We start from the raw sequence: 14,454 nt of genomic DNA on the forward strand, positions 1-14,454 counted from the left end.
AAATTTGCACCCTTACGATCATTCGAGATTGAAAGAAATTGACGATCGAGATTTTAAAGATTAGGAATTGGCGATCGCGTTGCTGCCGTAAGCATCTAAACCATAAGCGGGAATGCGATCGCTGTAGTCCGTTTCGCGACCCGTTACTGTTTTTGCGGCAACTTCAAACCCCTCAGAATTCCAGTTTCGTTCGTGGATGGGCTTACTTTGTTCGCCTCGGAAATATGCCTGAGTCCCTAAAGTGGCTGCTGCAACCCAACCAATCATTAAGAAGGCAAATAAGATAGTCATGTGAATTCTCCTTGTAACTGCTTGTATAGTTTTGTAAATCCTTATGTAAACTAATGTAACAATTATTTGCATGGTTGTCAAGAGGATGATATTGGAAACGCAAAAATACCCATCGGGTTAGATTTTGCCCTTGGAGACAGAAAGCGATCGCCAGTAGAGACAAGGCATACCTTGTCTCTACTCATCATCGATCTTAAATTTCCTCTCCCGTTTCAGGGTGACAACTCTATAGCCACTTCTTGCCAAACCGATAAAACTTTTCCCTTAATTTCCTGACCCCACCAAGAAGTATTTGCACTCCGAGAAAATAGGGTTTCTCGATTGGCAATCCATGTTTTTTGCGGATCGAATAATGCCAACTCTGCCACTTCTCCTACCGCACAAACTAACGGTTTTTGACCCAAACAAATGCGTGGAGCCGCCGTTAGTGCGGTATATAGTTGCAACCCCGTCCAATCTCCCTGAATCACCAACTTTTCCCAGAGTAAAGGTAACGCAAACTCTAACCCGATCGCTCCGGGCGGTGCTTCTGCAAACGAGACGGTTTTCTCTTCGTAAGTGTAAGGAGAATGATCGATCGCGATCGCATCGATCGCCCCACTTTTAACCCCATCGGCCAAAGCAACGCGATCCCTCGGGTTTCCCAATGGCGGATCGAGGCGCAAACTGGGATCGTAACTCTCCACTGCTTCCGTATCTAATAGTAAATGCAGCCAAGTCGTACTCGCTGTAACGGGTAGTCCTCGCCGTTTTGCCTCAGCAATTAACTCCACCCCTCGCGCCGTGGAAACGCGCATAATATGTACGGGAGTCCTCACAACTGCTACTATTTCTAATAGTGCTGCTAATGCTGCCGTTTCTGAAAAAGAAGGATCTCCCGGCAACCCCGAGCGGATTGAAAACGTACCCTCTCGTATCGCTCCATTATCGCGCAATTGCAAGCTCGTCGGCACGATCGCGATCGGTTTTCCTAAAGGCCGAGCATACTCCAGCAAACGACGCAAAACCCCCCAATTCGCGATCGCTTTCCCATCCGTAAATCCGATAACTCCTGCATTGGCCAATTCTGCCAACTCTGCCATCTTTTTCCCTGCTAGATTTTCACTCAGCGCTCCCCAGAATTGTAAGCGAGGGGAATTTTCGGGAATTTTTCGCTGTAATAAAGTGAGTCCGGCAGGATTGTCGAGAGGTGGGACGGTATTGGGAAGGAGATTTAACTGAGTAAAACCACCGGCAAGGGCGGCCTGAGAAAGAGAAGTCAGCGTTTCTCGTTCTTCATGCCCGGGATCGTTATTGGCACTATAGAGATCCGTCAAACCGGGGCCGAGAATTAAATTTTCGCTATTTTTGACCGTTGTTTCAGCAGGAATATCGGCGATCCGTGCTTCTATTGCTGCAATTTTCCCATTTTTTAACCAAACATCGGCAACGCGATCGCAATTAGAGATGGGGTCTAATACCCTGACTTGTTGCAATAAAAGATTGCGAGAAGAATAACCCTCGATTGATTCCGACATTTTCCCAGATTCGACATGAGCCGCGATCGATTTTACATGGCTTTGTCTGCGTTGACCAATTCCGATCGCAAAAGCGATCGCGCCTTTGCCCAACATCACGATTCTGATGAATGATAAAAATTAAGCTATAAAAATGAGTTAGGAAAAATACTCTGATTCTGTCCAACAAACTTTTTATGCACGATTTCTTTAAACATTTCCAAATCCGTTGGCCAAGTTTCCATGCGCTTTTTTAAATAAAGGGCTTTTTTATCTTGATATTTAGGCGCGATCGTATAGTTAAATCCTCCCGAAAACAATAAAGCGGAAATTGCTTCTCCTTCCGGCTGCTGTAATTTAACTTCAGTAATGGCAATGCTCAGAGGACAGCGTTTGAGTTGATAGCTTAAATTTACAGAGGCTTTTACAGGAGTTTGTCCCATATTTTGCCATCCTCCGGGGGCAAGCAAGCGATCGACAATAAATTGCCTTGCACTGTCTTGGTCTTGGGTTTCCAGAAACCCGATGAGAATTTTCGGATTGATATTGACTCCTTGATAGTCCGCATGAGGTAGTTTTTCTACATAACGACAAGCGGCTTGCGGTGCTTGCAATTCTCCCGGTTTGCGATCGCCGATCGCTTCTAAAAAAGTAATATTGCGAGGCTGCGCCAGTATATTCACCCCGTTACTAAAGGACAATTGTGCCATTGACGCATTAAGAATCGGTTGCCTCACTAATTCCCAATCGGTAGCAATAATGCCGCTAAATTTGAGAAAGTCCAAGTTAAGCATCTGAGGGTTGAGATCGAGTGCCGCGATCGCGATCCCAACCTCCTGCATTTCAATCGTTCGGCCAAAGGAATTCGTACTCACTAATTTGGTTCTTGATGATTGGTTATTGGTTGTTTGTTATTCTCAAACAACATTGTAGGGATAAAACCTTCGGCTTACCCCTACATCTCAAACAGACTCACAAAAAACTAAGAAGCAACAGAAGCCGCCGAGCGCCGCCGTCGTCGGGAAATCGTTCGGGTTGGAGCCGTTTTGTTTTCTTCTGTGGTTTTTTCTTCTGGCACGGGAATCTTTGATTCTATTTTTTCTTTTGGGGGAGGAATTTTTTCTGTGGCCTTTTTGAGGATTGGTGATTTGGGAGAGGAGATTGATTGAATGTCAAGGGGAACAATGGGTTCGGGGGTTTGTAACAAGAACACCACTAAAGGACGACATCGCAGTTCTCGTCGCGCCAACCGTTCCAAATAACTTTCAAGTTCTGTTTTCAAACCCACCCAATCAATTTCGGGTTTTTCACCGTCGGATTTTCGCACAAATTCTTGGCCGCGTTCGCTCAGGGTGCGTTCAACATTACGCAGGACGAGTTGCTGGAGAAGCGATCGCTCGATGGTTCGTGCCACTCCACGCAGGTGAACTTCTGGCGCAGCAATAAGTTTCAGGTCGAAATCAAGGGCCGCCGCCACAGTAACGACCCCATCTTCGGCCAGTTGCTGGCGTTCTTTCATCACTTCATCGTGAACAATACCCGAACCGTCTACCAATTTAATTCCTGAAGGCACTTGCCCAGCAATACCAATGCTATCTTGCGTGAGTTCGACAATATCACCGTTATCGATAATGATGGTATTTTCCACCGGAATCCCCATATTATGAGCTAATTGGGCATGTTTGACTAACATCCGGTGCTGACCGTGGACGGGAACGAAAAATTTAGGTTTAGTCAAGGCCAACATGAGCTTGTGGTCTTCTTGGGAACCGTGACCAGAGACGTGAATCCCATGCTGGCGACCGTAAATAACTTTTGCGCCGCGCATCATCAAGCGATCGATGGTTGCGACGACTCCTAGGGTATTACCCGGAATGGGATTGGCGGAGAAAACGACGGTATCTCCTTCTTTAATGCGAATATGGTGGTGAGAATCGTGGGAAATGCGGGTTAAAGCAGCAAGAGTTTCTCCTTGAGATCCTGTTGTCAGAATCAGTACCTTATCATCGGGCAAACTGTGCTGCGATCTTAATGGCACAAATAAGTTATCGGGACATTTAATATAACCAAGTTCTCGCGCATGGGCGATGACATTCAACATCGATCGCCCGACGACAATCACTTTGCGATCGTGTTTTTGTGCCAGTTCTAAAATAATATTGACCCGATGGACTGAAGAAGCAAACGTCGTTACAAATAAGCGTGCTGGAGCTTGGGCAAAAACGCGATCCAAGTGAGGATAAACGGCTCGTTCGGAGGGAGTATGTCCGGGGGTTTCGGCGTTGGTGGAATCGCTGAGAAGACAGAGTACGCCTTTTTCTCCATGTTCTGCTAATTTTTGTAGGTCGAAGTGTTCGCCATCTACGGGGGTAAAGTCGATTTTAAAATCTCCCGTGTGAATAATGACTCCTAAAGGGGTATGAATGGCAACGCAAAAACTATCGGCCATGGAGTGGGTATTGCGAATATATTCAACCAAGAAATGTTTGCCGATCCTGACGATATCCCGAGGCAAAACTTTGTGTAAAGTGGTGCGATCGCTAACTCCTGCTTCGCTCAATTTATCTCGCAGTAAGGTCATGGCCAAACGCGGCCCGTAAATATCGGGAATATCGAATTGTTTGAGATGATAGGCAATACCACCAATATGATCTTCGTGACCGTGGGTGACGATCATGCCTTTAATTTTCTGGCGATTTTCCTGCACATAGGTCATATCCGGCAAAATAATATTAATGCCGTGCATTCCATCCGTCGGAAATCCCAATCCTGCATCTAACAGAATCATTTCATCTTCGTATTCAAAAATGCAGGTGTTTTTGCCAATTTCGTGCAATCCTCCTAGAGGAATAATTTTGAGTTTCGATTGGTTATTAGTCATGTGTTGTTTGGTTGTTGTTTGTTTGTTATTCGTTTTATACAAGCCCTAATTCTTCTAACACCGCTTTCAATTTTGCTTCTAATTCAGCAGGAATCTTGCAAAGAGGCAGACGCACTCCACCCACATCCCAACCTTGTAATTTCAATGCAGTTTTAATGGGAATGGGATTTGTGGTGTAAAACAAGGCTTTGAAAAGAGGAAATAATTTTAGATGTATGGCTGTGGCAACTTGGAGTTCGCCATTTTTGCAGGCTGCGATCGCATCTTGTAAGGCATTGCCGACAAGATGACTGGCAACGCTGACAACACCATTGGCACCAACGGCTAATAGGGGAAGCGTTAAGGAATCATCTCCAGAATAAATCGCAAAATTAGCAGAAGTTGAGGCGCGGATTTGACTGGCTGTATCGAGATTGCCACTGGCTTCTTTAATCCCGATAATGTTATCAATTTTTGCCAACTCGATCGTTGTTTCCGGTTCTAAATTCCGTCCGGTACGACTGGGAATATTATAAAGCACGATCGGCAGATCGGGACAAGCTTCGGCGATCGCTTTAAAGTGTTCGTACAAACCATCTTGGGGAGGTTTATTGTAGTAGGGAACGACTTGCAATGTGCCATCAATCCCAAATTTTGCTGCCTCTCGAGTTGCCGCGATCGCTTCAATCGTCGAATTTGAACCCGTGCCAGCTAAGACCTTGCCGCGATCGCCGATCGCGTCCTTGACTTCTTGAAAAAGCTGATATTCTTCCTCTCGAGTTAAGGTGGGAGATTCTCCCGTCGTCCCGCACAATAAAATCGTGTCGGAACCATTTTCCACTAAATAAGATGCGAGTTTTTTCGCGGTTTCATAATTGACGCTGCCATCGGCTTTAAATGGCGTAATCATTGCCGTAATCACTCGACCAAAGCCTGTTTCTACCACATTATCACTCCAATTTGTTTATTTGTGTCTTGGTGCGCGTTCCCTCTTGGTCGATTGGACATGGCGAGGAAACCTCGCCGTCCCTCGACCGCTTGGTGAATGCGATTCACCGGGGTCGCACTGCTTGTTGGTTGTTTGCTTATACTGGAACTGCTATTTTTTTAGGCTTTAAACAATTTTTCTCAACCAATAACTCAGCAATTTGCACGGCATTCAAGGCGGCTCCTTTGCGAATTTGATCGCCACTCAACCATAATTCTAAACAATTTGGGTGAGAAATATCTTGGCGAATGCGTCCGACTAAAACATCATCTTGACCTGATGCTTCAATTGGCATGGGAAAATAATTTTTTTGCCAATCTTCCACTAAACGGACTCCCGGTGTCGCAGATAAAATATCTTTGGCTTTTTGTCGGTCAAAAGGGGATTTAAATTCTAAATTAATGGCTTCTGAATGGGCACGGAGAACGGGAACGCGAATGCAAGTTGCACTGATCCTTAATTGGGGAGCATTGAAAATTTTGCGGGTTTCATTCACCATTTTGATTTCCTCTTGACAATATCCTTGTTCGTCTAAAGGAGAATTATGAGGAAAGAGATTGAAAGCAAGAGGATAAGGCAAAATTTCAGCCTTGGGTTCTTTCCCCGCCAAAATATCCCGAGATTGAATTTTAACTTCTTCCATTGCCCGAGCGCCCGCACCGCTTGCTGATTGATAAGTCGCAACGATAATGCGATCGATGGGTTGAATCTGGTGCAAGGGATAAACGGCCATACCCATGAGGATGGTCGTACAGTTGGGATTGGCAATAATTCCTTTATGTTGGCTTGCTGCTTCTGGATTGATTTCCGGAACGACAAGGGGAACATCAGAATCCATGCGAAAGGCACTGGAATTATCAATCATAACGGCTCCTGCTCTCACGGCAGTAGCCGCCCATTTTTTAGAAGTCGAACCTCCGGCGGAAGCCAAAACTAAGTCTATGTCTTGAAAAGAGTCTTCTTCAACGGCTTCGACGGTTAAACTGTTGCCTCGAAAGGAAATTTGTTGACCTGCCGATCGCGGCGATGCCAATAATTTAAGGGATGAAACTGGAAAATTTCGCTCTTCTAAAAGTGCAATTAATTCCGTTCCTACGGCTCCGGTTGCCCCTAAAATGGCGATACGAATTTTTTGTTCGGACAATTTATCTATGCCTCCATATTTTTAAATTAATTCGATTCTCACAATGAACTCTTCTAAATTTAATGATTTAGCATTTTTTATAAACTGAATTTTTTGATAAAGATTAATAAATTTTCGGTATTTTTCAGTATATAAGAGGTTCTGAGTTTATTTTGCTCCTTATTGTAGCACCAAATTAGTTTTTGCTGAGAATATCTGGTGCGATCTCCTGAAAACCCTCTTGCAAGTCATTATTTCCTCGATATTTCCTTGATACTTTTTTGTGACGGCACTTTTTCGGCCGCCCTCTTGGGTCGATCGTTCCGATCTTACTCCCTCTTTCACGATCTTTTCCAACAAATCTCGAAGATTGGATCGAGATCGAAACCCAAATATATTATTATCGTATAGGTTAGCCCCAGAAAGCAACTAAGATAGATAACTTGTCAGCAAGCGAGCGCTCGATGAAAATTATTGCGAAGTCAAAACGTCCCGCCAGTCAAATTGCCCTCGAAATTGAAGTTCCTCCCGAAACGTCGAAGCAGGCTTACGAACAAGTCGTTCGCGACCTCTCGCGTCGGGTGAAAATTCCGGGATTTCGTCAGGGCAAGGTACCGCGCCAAATTTTGGTTCAGCGTCTGGGATCGAAAAATATCAAAGCCGAAGCCCTAGAAAAAATTGTCCAAGAGAGTGTCCAAAGCGCGATCGATCAAGAATCCATCGAAGTTTTAGGCAACTACAAGCTCGATCCGACTTTTGAAGAACTCGTCGGCGGCTACAAACCCGGGGATGCCCTTGTTTTCTCAGCTTCAATGGATGTGCCGCCTGAAGTCAAGCTGGGGGATTATAGCGCTTTGGAGGTCAAAGCCGAAGAAGTTAAATACGATCCCGGTCAAGTCGATGAATTTTTAGACCGACAGCGATCGCGCTTAGCCACCCTCGTCCCAATTGAAGATCGCCCGGCACAAAACGGAGATACCGTCGTTGTCGATTATGCCGGACGCTTAAAGGCGAATGAGGAAGGAGAAGAAGAAGCCATCTCTGGAGCCGAAGCCAAAGGGTTTCAAATCGAGCTAGAGTCGGGAAAATTTATCGAGGATTTAATTGCGGGTATTGAGGGGATGAAGATTGGCGAAACCCAAGATATTCCGGTGAAATTCCCCGCAGACTACGCTCGAGAAGATTTAGCCGACCAAGAGGCAGTTTTCAATGTCACTTTACATGAAATTAAAGAAAAAGAACTGCCAGAACTCGACGACGAACTCGCCGAAGAAATTAGCGATTTCGAGACCTTAGACGAATTGAGGAAACATTTAGAATCTCAATACCAAGAAAAAGCCGAAAACCAAACTAAAGACAATATTGAGGCCGCTATTACTAAGGCATTAGGGTCGATTGTGGAAGCCGATCTGCCTGAAACCCTGATCGAACAGGAAGTAGAAAGCCTCCTGCAACAAAGTCTCAGAGAGATGGAACGCTATGGATTGGATGTCAACCAGTTTCTCACTGCCGATCGCGTTCCTCAACTCAAGGAAGCGGCCCGACCCGAGGCGATGGAAAATCTTAAAGCATCCTTATCCCTCAAGGAAGTTGCCCAACAAAAAGATCTAGAAGTTGACAAAGAGGAACTGGAAAAACGAGTCGCCGAACTGGTCGAACAACTCAGCGATCGCAAGCTGGATATGGATCGCGTGCGCCAATTTATCACCGACGATCTGCGTCAAGAACTTGCCCTCGACTGGTTGCGGGAAAATGTTTCCGTCGAACTCGTTCCTGAAGGGACTCTCGAACCCAAGGAAGCAGTAGAGGAAGACTCAGAAGAAAATGCTGAGGCCAATGAGGAATCCGTCGCAGAATCCGTTATCGAAGTTGAAGCGGAAGAAGTTACCGACGAAAGCGAATAAACAAAAGTCCCGGACAGAACCTGAAAATCTGTCTGGGATTTTCTTAAAAACAGTGACAACCTTTCTCTCTTCGCCCTTTTCACCCACTCTGTGGCTATATTCGGAAACGGTAAATCACTAATTACTAATCACCAATCACCAGCAACAAATTCATAACTTTTCCGCGATCGCGGGACAGACTTGAAAGACTTGCGGCATAATAGTCACAAGAAGACAAGCAGAAAACTCTATATTCCCTTCTTAAACTCAATACTATAGCGACAGACGCATGATTGAATCGCGATCGCCAGATCTTTCCCTCCACAATTCAAACTCTCATCCCTATTCCTCCATGAGTGACTCGGCGACTCATAATGGGACCGGCGATTCAACTCGCTTTCCCCAAGCAGTCGTTCCTATGGTCATCGAACAATCAGGAATGGGAGAACGTGCCTTTGATATTTACTCCAGACTTCTCCGAGAGCGCATCGTGTTCTTGGGCAGTCCTGTAGATGATACCATTGCCGATTCTGTTGTCGCCCAACTGCTCTTTTTGGACGCAGAAGACCCGGAAAAAGATATTCAACTTTATATCAATTCTCCAGGAGGTTCGGTTTACGCAGGCATGGCGATTTATGACACCATGCAGCAAATTCGTCCCGATGTCGCGACCATTTGTTACGGCTTGGCTGCGAGTATGGGGGCTTTTCTCCTATCGGGGGGAAAACAAGGAAAACGCATGGCTTTACCCAGTTCGCGGATCATGATTCACCAACCTCTAGGAGGCGCTCAAGGCCAAGCGATCGATATTGAAATTCAAGCTAAAGAAATTCTTTACGTTAAAGAACAACTGAACCAACTCCTAGCCAGCCACACCGGTCAGCCTCTAGACAAAATTGCAGAAGATACCGAGCGGGATTTCTTTATGTCCGCCCGGGAAGCCCGAGACTACGGGTTGATCGATCGCGTCATCAGCCAACCCCACTTGCCCCAGATTGAAATTCCTGCTACTGCCCTAACTTAATAACCTACGAGGTCAATATGCCTAAATATGACTCACATTTAAAATGCTCTTTCTGCGGTAAATCCCAAGAACAAGTCCGAAAGCTAATCGCAGGGCCGGGGGTGTACATTTGCGATGAATGCGTCGAACTCTGTAACGAAATTTTAGATGAGGAGTTAATCGATTCATCAAGTCCGGCACCTCAACCGGTTTCCCACCCGGAAGAACATCCCCAAAAACAACGCCGGACTCCCGCAGAGCGAATTAGTTTCAATCAAATTCCCAAACCCACGGAAATCAAGAAATATCTAGACGAACACGTGATCGGTCAAGATGAAGCCAAAAAAGTGCTTTCTGTTGCCGTTTACAACCATTACAAGCGTCTCAGTTTCGTTCAGTCAAAAGCGAATAATGCTGGCAAAGAGGCGATCGAAGATACGATCGAACTGCAAAAATCGAATATTCTCCTCATCGGTCCCACGGGTTCGGGAAAAACGCTCCTTGCTCAAACCCTCGCCAAAATTTTAGACGTTCCCTTCGCTGTTGCTGATGCGACAACCCTAACAGAAGCAGGATATGTGGGAGAAGATGTAGAAAATATCCTCCTGCGCTTGCTGCAAGTCGCGGATCTGGATGTAGAAGAAGCACAACGAGGGATTATTTATATCGACGAAATCGATAAGATTGCTCGCAAGAGCGAGAATCCTTCAATTACTCGCGATGTGTCCGGAGAAGGTGTCCAACAAGCTCTCTTGAAGATGTTGGAAGGCACCGTTGCTAATGTGCCTCCCCAAGGCGGACGCAAACACCCTTATCAGGACTGCATTCAAATCGATACCAGCAATATTCTCTTTATTTGCGGTGGGGCATTTGTCGGGTTAGAAAAGGTCATCGAACGCCGCACCGGGAAAAAATCAATGGGATTCGTTCAACCAGGAGAACCTACGCCTTCAAAAGAACAGCGCATGGCAGATGTTCTGCAAACCTTAGAACCCGAGGATTTAGTCAAGTTTGGCTTAATTCCCGAGTTTATCGGCCGAATTCCCGTTTCGGCAGTACTGCATCCTTTGGACGAGGAAGCCTTGGTGGAAATTCTCACTCAGCCGCGTAATGCCTTGGTCAAACAATATCAAAAACTCTTGTGGATGGACAACGTACAGTTAGAGTTTCGTCCCGATGCCGTGCGGGCGATCGCGCAAGAGGCTTATCGTCGCAAAACTGGAGCGAGGGCGCTGCGAGGTATTGTTGAAGAGTTAATGTTGGAGGTGATGTACGAGTTACCTTCCCGCAAGGATTTGCGTCGTTGTGCGATTACTAAAGAGATGGTCGAAAAACGCTCGACAGCAGAGCTTTTGGTTCACCCTTCAACGCTCTTAAAACCAGAATCGGCATAGAAGAGGATGCAGTCTGTAGAAAAAAAAATCGCGATTCGAGGAGTCGAACATTATTATCAGTGGGTGCGTCGAGAACGTGAAAGTTCCTCGAAACCCATCCTTGTTTTTATGCACGGTTGGGGCGGTTCGGCGAGATACTGGGAGGATGTGGCGCAGATCCTTTCAGAATATTTTGATTGCTTACTTTATGATTTTCGCGGATTTGGTCGTTCTTATCCCTCAGAGCGATCGCCTTCTCTGAGTTATGAACTAGAAGAATATGTAGAAGATTTAGCAATTTTATTGGCTCAGTTTGAAATTAAGAAATTTACCCTTATCGCTCATTCTTTTGGGGCTTCGATCGCGACATTATTTGCCTGTCGCTACGGCGAAAAAATTGACAAATTGATTTTAACTTGTAGCGGTATTTTTGTTTACAATAAGTTGACATTTGGTGCATTTCATGCTGCTGGATCTGTTGTTGTGAAACTGAGATATCGGTGGTTTCTACGAGTCCCTTTTGCCGGGCGTTTATTTATGATGAGATTCGTACATCGGACTTTGAGCGATCGCATGAATCGCATGTTTTTAGAAGATTATTTACGGGCAGATTCCCAAACGGCGACAGAAACAATTAAAACGGCGGTGAGTAAAAAAGCAGCAACAGAAATGCCAACAGCCTTTGCTAGTTTGCAGATGCCAACTTTGTTAATTATGGGAGAAAAAGACCAAATTATCCCACCGAATTTGGGGAAAAGTGCGGCGGCTTTGAATTCTAAGATTAAGTATATTGAAGTTCCGCAAACAGGACATTTCCCGATGTTGGAAGATCCGGAAACGTATATGGAGACAATTTATCAGTTTTTAGAGATTGCTTGAGTGCGATGCGTTGACTCTCAAAAAGACAAAAAAACGATTCTCCCGCCAGCGATCGCAACGAGACCCTCTTGGTAAAAATACTCATCCCAAGGCGCGGAAATTTTTAAGAAAAAATGAGAAATTTGGGAAAACCCGCAAAAAACCGAGGGATTGCCGCAATTTGCCATATACTAAACACGCAAGCGGCCTGTTATCCTTTTTGGAAAAATCATTATTCTTTCTCAATTCTGGAGTGTCGGTCATGTCGTCTACTTTTCAAATCCGCAAAGTTGGGATGCAATTGCGTCAATGTTTAACAAAAGTTAACGCGATCGGACAAGGTTGCGCCCTAGGAATCGGTGCAAGTCTCATCTGTTTGGCAAATCCAGCCTCAGCCACAGAAATCATCAATATTAAATATCAAGAAACCCAGATTACAGTTCCCACGGGTTTTTTAGTCAACTTTGCTCGGACTGGCGAACTTCCTTCTGAAGTTAACACCTTCCTGCAAGAGATTGGTGAAGATTTGCCCGATATTTTACAAGATTTCTTAACCCTAGAAATTCGTCTCAGCCCAACTTTTATTGAGGATGTTTTGGGCAGTTCCATCGGCGAATTCGTTCTCTTGCAAATTGATAAAGCGATTAACACGGGTCAAGTGGGAGACGATCTCGTGTCACTGAAAAGCGCGATCGATGAATCCCTTGCCCAAGATAGTCGGATTTCTCTTTTAGAACTGGTGCAACGCTATCCTGTAGAAACGCTAAATCTTGATTTAAGCGGCATGGAAACCGTTTACAATCAGGTTAGTCAATTCCTCGTTCAGATTGAACCCGCTTTAAATGTTGCCAGAAACTTACTCGAACCCTTGATTTGCGATTGCGATAATGTTGCAGTCGATCCAGAAGGCAATGTTATCAATTCTGAAAGTGGTGCGACTCTTGTTTCCGCAGAAACCGTCAAGCATTGTCGCAACGCGATCGCGGATCTTTTGGGAGAAGATGCTCGCAATACTTATAATACCCAAAACGATCGCATCGAAGCGAACGCCAGTGAATAAGGAAAAACGAGAATAAAATACGGACGCGATCGCCTTTTCGCGTCCCTAACTCTAAAGCGCACCTACCCGAAGAAGGAAATTGCACCCATGTCTGTGTTATTGCGATCGCCACTAAAATCTTTACGCCAAAAAACCGTTAAAATGCTCTCAGCTAGTGGGATTTGCCTACTAGGAGCGGGAGCGGGTTTTCTCCTTGGCACTCCGCACGTTGAAGCCGCAGAGGAAATTGTCTTTAGCTATGGCCCAATTCAACAAAATTTTAGCGTTGAAAATTTAGAAACATTTGTGGAAACTGGAGAAATTGCTCGGGATGTTAAAGTCCTCGTGCGCTATTCTGGCCAAGAACCGGAAACCTTGAGACGGCTTATGTCGGCGGAATTGAGCGTTGACTTTCTCTTTTTGTACGATCTTTTAAGTACCCTTCCGGGAGAATACGCTCTCTTTGAACTCGGTGATATAATTCACACAAAATCTCACCGTGCCAATATTCAAGCATTGCGTTCTGCGATTGTCCTGTCTGCACGAGATGATAATCGAATCAGTCTGTTAGACTTTTTCAAAAACTATCCTCTCGATCAGATGTATATCGACGGTCGCAAAGCACTTCGCATTGCTTCTGATGTTAGCGATATTATTGAAAGCGTTAGCGAATTTCTGGAGGTTCCCGTTGCCGTCATGCGCGATCTGCTTGGACCTTTGATCTGTGAATGCGATCGCTCGAGAGTCGGACAATAAAAAATAGTAGATAAGAAAAAAAGAAGAGGAAGAGAATATCCCTTATTGTCGAGACAAGCCAGAGATATTCTTTTTTTCTTCTTTTGTTTTCCTGTTTTAACGTATTTGACGCGCCATATTAAGGAATGAATCCATGCAGGCTCCAGGACGGCGCTTAACTTGAGTTTTTGTATACATGAGATAGTCTGGTGCAAAAGTTGCTTCACTTTTTTCACTTTTGGCTTGGGCTTGAGATGTGGGTTTCTGCACCATCGCTTTAATAGTTTCCAGAGGATTCGATACTGGAGTCGGTTGAATCGCTTCAACTTTAGCTGTAGCCTTTTTTGTGTCTGCCTTCTTCGCGGGTTTTACAGTTTCCGCTTTAACGGGTTCGGGTTCTACTTCTACTGTCGGAGTGGGAGCAATGGGTTCAACGGGTTTAGGCTTTTCCTCGATAACTGGAGCAGGAGTAGCTGTTTCATTCGCAACAGATTTTGATTCGTCAAGTTCTAAATAGTAGGATTGTCCTTTGAACAAATTTTTGAGAGGGCCGATCATGGTGAATTTCTCCTTATTTTAAATCGCGAACAATAGGTGTATTGGCGCTTTTCTTGCCTCGAGCAATACGGGGACTTGGGTCATGCAATCCAATCGCGCTTTGTTGTCTCTACCGCCTTAAAAAATGCAACAAATCTTATAGCAGTTTTCAGTTAGGCGCGATCGCGGCGATCGAATGTGGCTCTTCCTTAAAAACCTTGATTAATAAGGATTTTGAGTGATTTTTCTTGGTCAGCATCACGAAGGA

The 14,454-nt window shown here is 45.0% G+C and carries 13 protein-coding genes; 6 read left to right on the forward strand and 7 right to left on the reverse strand.

Features of this window, described 5'->3' with window-relative positions; translation table 11 throughout:
- Positions 1 to 60: 60 nt before the first annotated feature.
- The 6 genes from AC6RV6_RS04290 to AC6RV6_RS04315 all read right to left on the reverse strand — a co-directional run bounded on the left by AC6RV6_RS04290 (position 61) and on the right by AC6RV6_RS04315 (position 6,779).
- Positions 61 to 291, reverse strand: a complete 231-nt coding sequence (locus AC6RV6_RS04290; RefSeq protein ID WP_500239173.1) for a photosystem II protein, Psb35-related — start codon at positions 289 to 291, stop codon at positions 61 to 63.
- Positions 292 to 503: 212 nt separating this feature from the next.
- The gene (locus AC6RV6_RS04295; RefSeq protein WP_500239342.1) at positions 504 to 1,808 is read right to left on the reverse strand and encodes a dihydroorotase; all 1,305 of its coding nucleotides are present in this window, start codon (positions 1,806 to 1,808) and stop codon (positions 504 to 506) included.
- 125 nt (positions 1,809 to 1,933) lie between these two features.
- On the reverse strand, positions 1,934 to 2,662 hold the full coding sequence (locus AC6RV6_RS04300; RefSeq protein ID WP_500239174.1) for a hypothetical protein: 729 nt from the start codon (positions 2,660 to 2,662) through the stop codon (positions 1,934 to 1,936).
- A gap of 107 nt (positions 2,663 to 2,769) precedes the next feature.
- Positions 2,770 to 4,668 carry a ribonuclease J gene (locus tag AC6RV6_RS04305; RefSeq protein WP_500239175.1) on the reverse strand — a complete coding sequence of 633 codons (1,899 nt, stop codon included), beginning with the start codon at positions 4,666 to 4,668 and terminating at the stop codon, positions 2,770 to 2,772.
- A 34-nt stretch (positions 4,669 to 4,702) separates the two neighbouring features.
- Positions 4,703 to 5,593, reverse strand: a complete 891-nt coding sequence (dapA, locus tag AC6RV6_RS04310; protein ID WP_500239176.1) for a 4-hydroxy-tetrahydrodipicolinate synthase — start codon at positions 5,591 to 5,593, stop codon at positions 4,703 to 4,705.
- A gap of 139 nt (positions 5,594 to 5,732) precedes the next feature.
- Positions 5,733 to 6,779 (reverse strand): aspartate-semialdehyde dehydrogenase, encoded by a 1,047-nt coding sequence (locus AC6RV6_RS04315; RefSeq protein WP_500239178.1) that lies wholly within the window; start codon positions 6,777 to 6,779, stop codon positions 5,733 to 5,735.
- Between the two features lie 443 nt (positions 6,780 to 7,222).
- Here AC6RV6_RS04315 and tig point away from each other — a divergent pair, with 443 nt between their 5' ends.
- The 6 genes from tig (at position 7,223) to AC6RV6_RS04345 (ending at position 13,670) form a co-directional block, all read left to right on the forward strand.
- A complete protein-coding gene (gene tig / locus AC6RV6_RS04320) occupies positions 7,223 to 8,662 on the forward strand; it encodes a trigger factor (RefSeq protein ID WP_500239179.1) in 1,440 nt (479 codons plus the stop codon).
- A gap of 331 nt (positions 8,663 to 8,993) precedes the next feature.
- Positions 8,994 to 9,665 carry an ATP-dependent Clp endopeptidase proteolytic subunit ClpP gene (gene clpP / locus AC6RV6_RS04325; protein ID WP_500239180.1) on the forward strand — a complete coding sequence of 224 codons (672 nt, stop codon included), beginning with the start codon at positions 8,994 to 8,996 and terminating at the stop codon, positions 9,663 to 9,665.
- A 17-nt stretch (positions 9,666 to 9,682) separates the two neighbouring features.
- On the forward strand, positions 9,683 to 11,038 hold the full coding sequence (clpX, locus tag AC6RV6_RS04330) for an ATP-dependent protease ATP-binding subunit ClpX (RefSeq protein ID WP_500239182.1): 1,356 nt from the start codon (positions 9,683 to 9,685) through the stop codon (positions 11,036 to 11,038).
- Positions 11,039 to 11,044: 6 nt separating this feature from the next.
- Positions 11,045 to 11,896: an alpha/beta fold hydrolase gene (locus AC6RV6_RS04335; RefSeq protein ID WP_500239183.1), complete on the forward strand. Its 852-nt coding sequence runs from the start codon at positions 11,045 to 11,047 to the stop codon at positions 11,894 to 11,896.
- A gap of 241 nt (positions 11,897 to 12,137) precedes the next feature.
- Positions 12,138 to 12,935 carry an alpha/beta hydrolase gene (locus AC6RV6_RS04340; RefSeq protein WP_500239184.1) on the forward strand — a complete coding sequence of 266 codons (798 nt, stop codon included), beginning with the start codon at positions 12,138 to 12,140 and terminating at the stop codon, positions 12,933 to 12,935.
- Positions 12,936 to 13,022: 87 nt separating this feature from the next.
- Positions 13,023 to 13,670: an alpha/beta hydrolase gene (locus AC6RV6_RS04345; RefSeq protein WP_500239185.1), complete on the forward strand. Its 648-nt coding sequence runs from the start codon at positions 13,023 to 13,025 to the stop codon at positions 13,668 to 13,670.
- 96 nt (positions 13,671 to 13,766) lie between these two features.
- On the opposite strand, the gene AC6RV6_RS04350 is transcribed toward AC6RV6_RS04345, so the two are convergent.
- Complete coding sequence (locus AC6RV6_RS04350; RefSeq protein ID WP_500239186.1) at positions 13,767 to 14,207, reverse strand: hypothetical protein; 441 nt, start codon at positions 14,205 to 14,207, stop codon at positions 13,767 to 13,769.
- Between the last annotated feature and the right edge of the window lie 247 nt (positions 14,208 to 14,454).

This window comes from Spirulina sp. LEGE 11439, assembly GCF_059821285.1.

What these genes read in the sequence shown, in the direction of transcription:
- AC6RV6_RS04290 (WP_500239173.1), bottom strand. Translation starts at nt 291, where the DNA reads ATGACTATCTTATTTGCCTTCTTAATGATTGGTTGGGTTGCAGCAGCC.
- AC6RV6_RS04295 (WP_500239342.1), bottom strand. Translation starts at nt 1,808, where the DNA reads ATGTCGGAATCAATCGAGGGTTATTCTTCTCGCAATCTTTTATTGCAA.
- AC6RV6_RS04305 (WP_500239175.1), bottom strand. Translation starts at nt 4,668, where the DNA reads ATGACTAATAACCAATCGAAACTCAAAATTATTCCTCTAGGAGGATTG.
- tig (WP_500239179.1), top strand. Translation starts at nt 7,223, where the DNA reads ATGAAAATTATTGCGAAGTCAAAACGTCCCGCCAGTCAAATTGCCCTC.
- clpP (WP_500239180.1), top strand. Translation starts at nt 8,994, where the DNA reads ATGAGTGACTCGGCGACTCATAATGGGACCGGCGATTCAACTCGCTTT.
- clpX (WP_500239182.1), top strand. Translation starts at nt 9,683, where the DNA reads ATGCCTAAATATGACTCACATTTAAAATGCTCTTTCTGCGGTAAATCC.
- AC6RV6_RS04335 (WP_500239183.1), top strand. Translation starts at nt 11,045, where the DNA reads ATGCAGTCTGTAGAAAAAAAAATCGCGATTCGAGGAGTCGAACATTAT.
- AC6RV6_RS04340 (WP_500239184.1), top strand. Translation starts at nt 12,138, where the DNA reads ATGTCGTCTACTTTTCAAATCCGCAAAGTTGGGATGCAATTGCGTCAA.
- AC6RV6_RS04345 (WP_500239185.1), top strand. Translation starts at nt 13,023, where the DNA reads ATGTCTGTGTTATTGCGATCGCCACTAAAATCTTTACGCCAAAAAACC.
- AC6RV6_RS04350 (WP_500239186.1), bottom strand. Translation starts at nt 14,207, where the DNA reads ATGATCGGCCCTCTCAAAAATTTGTTCAAAGGACAATCCTACTATTTA.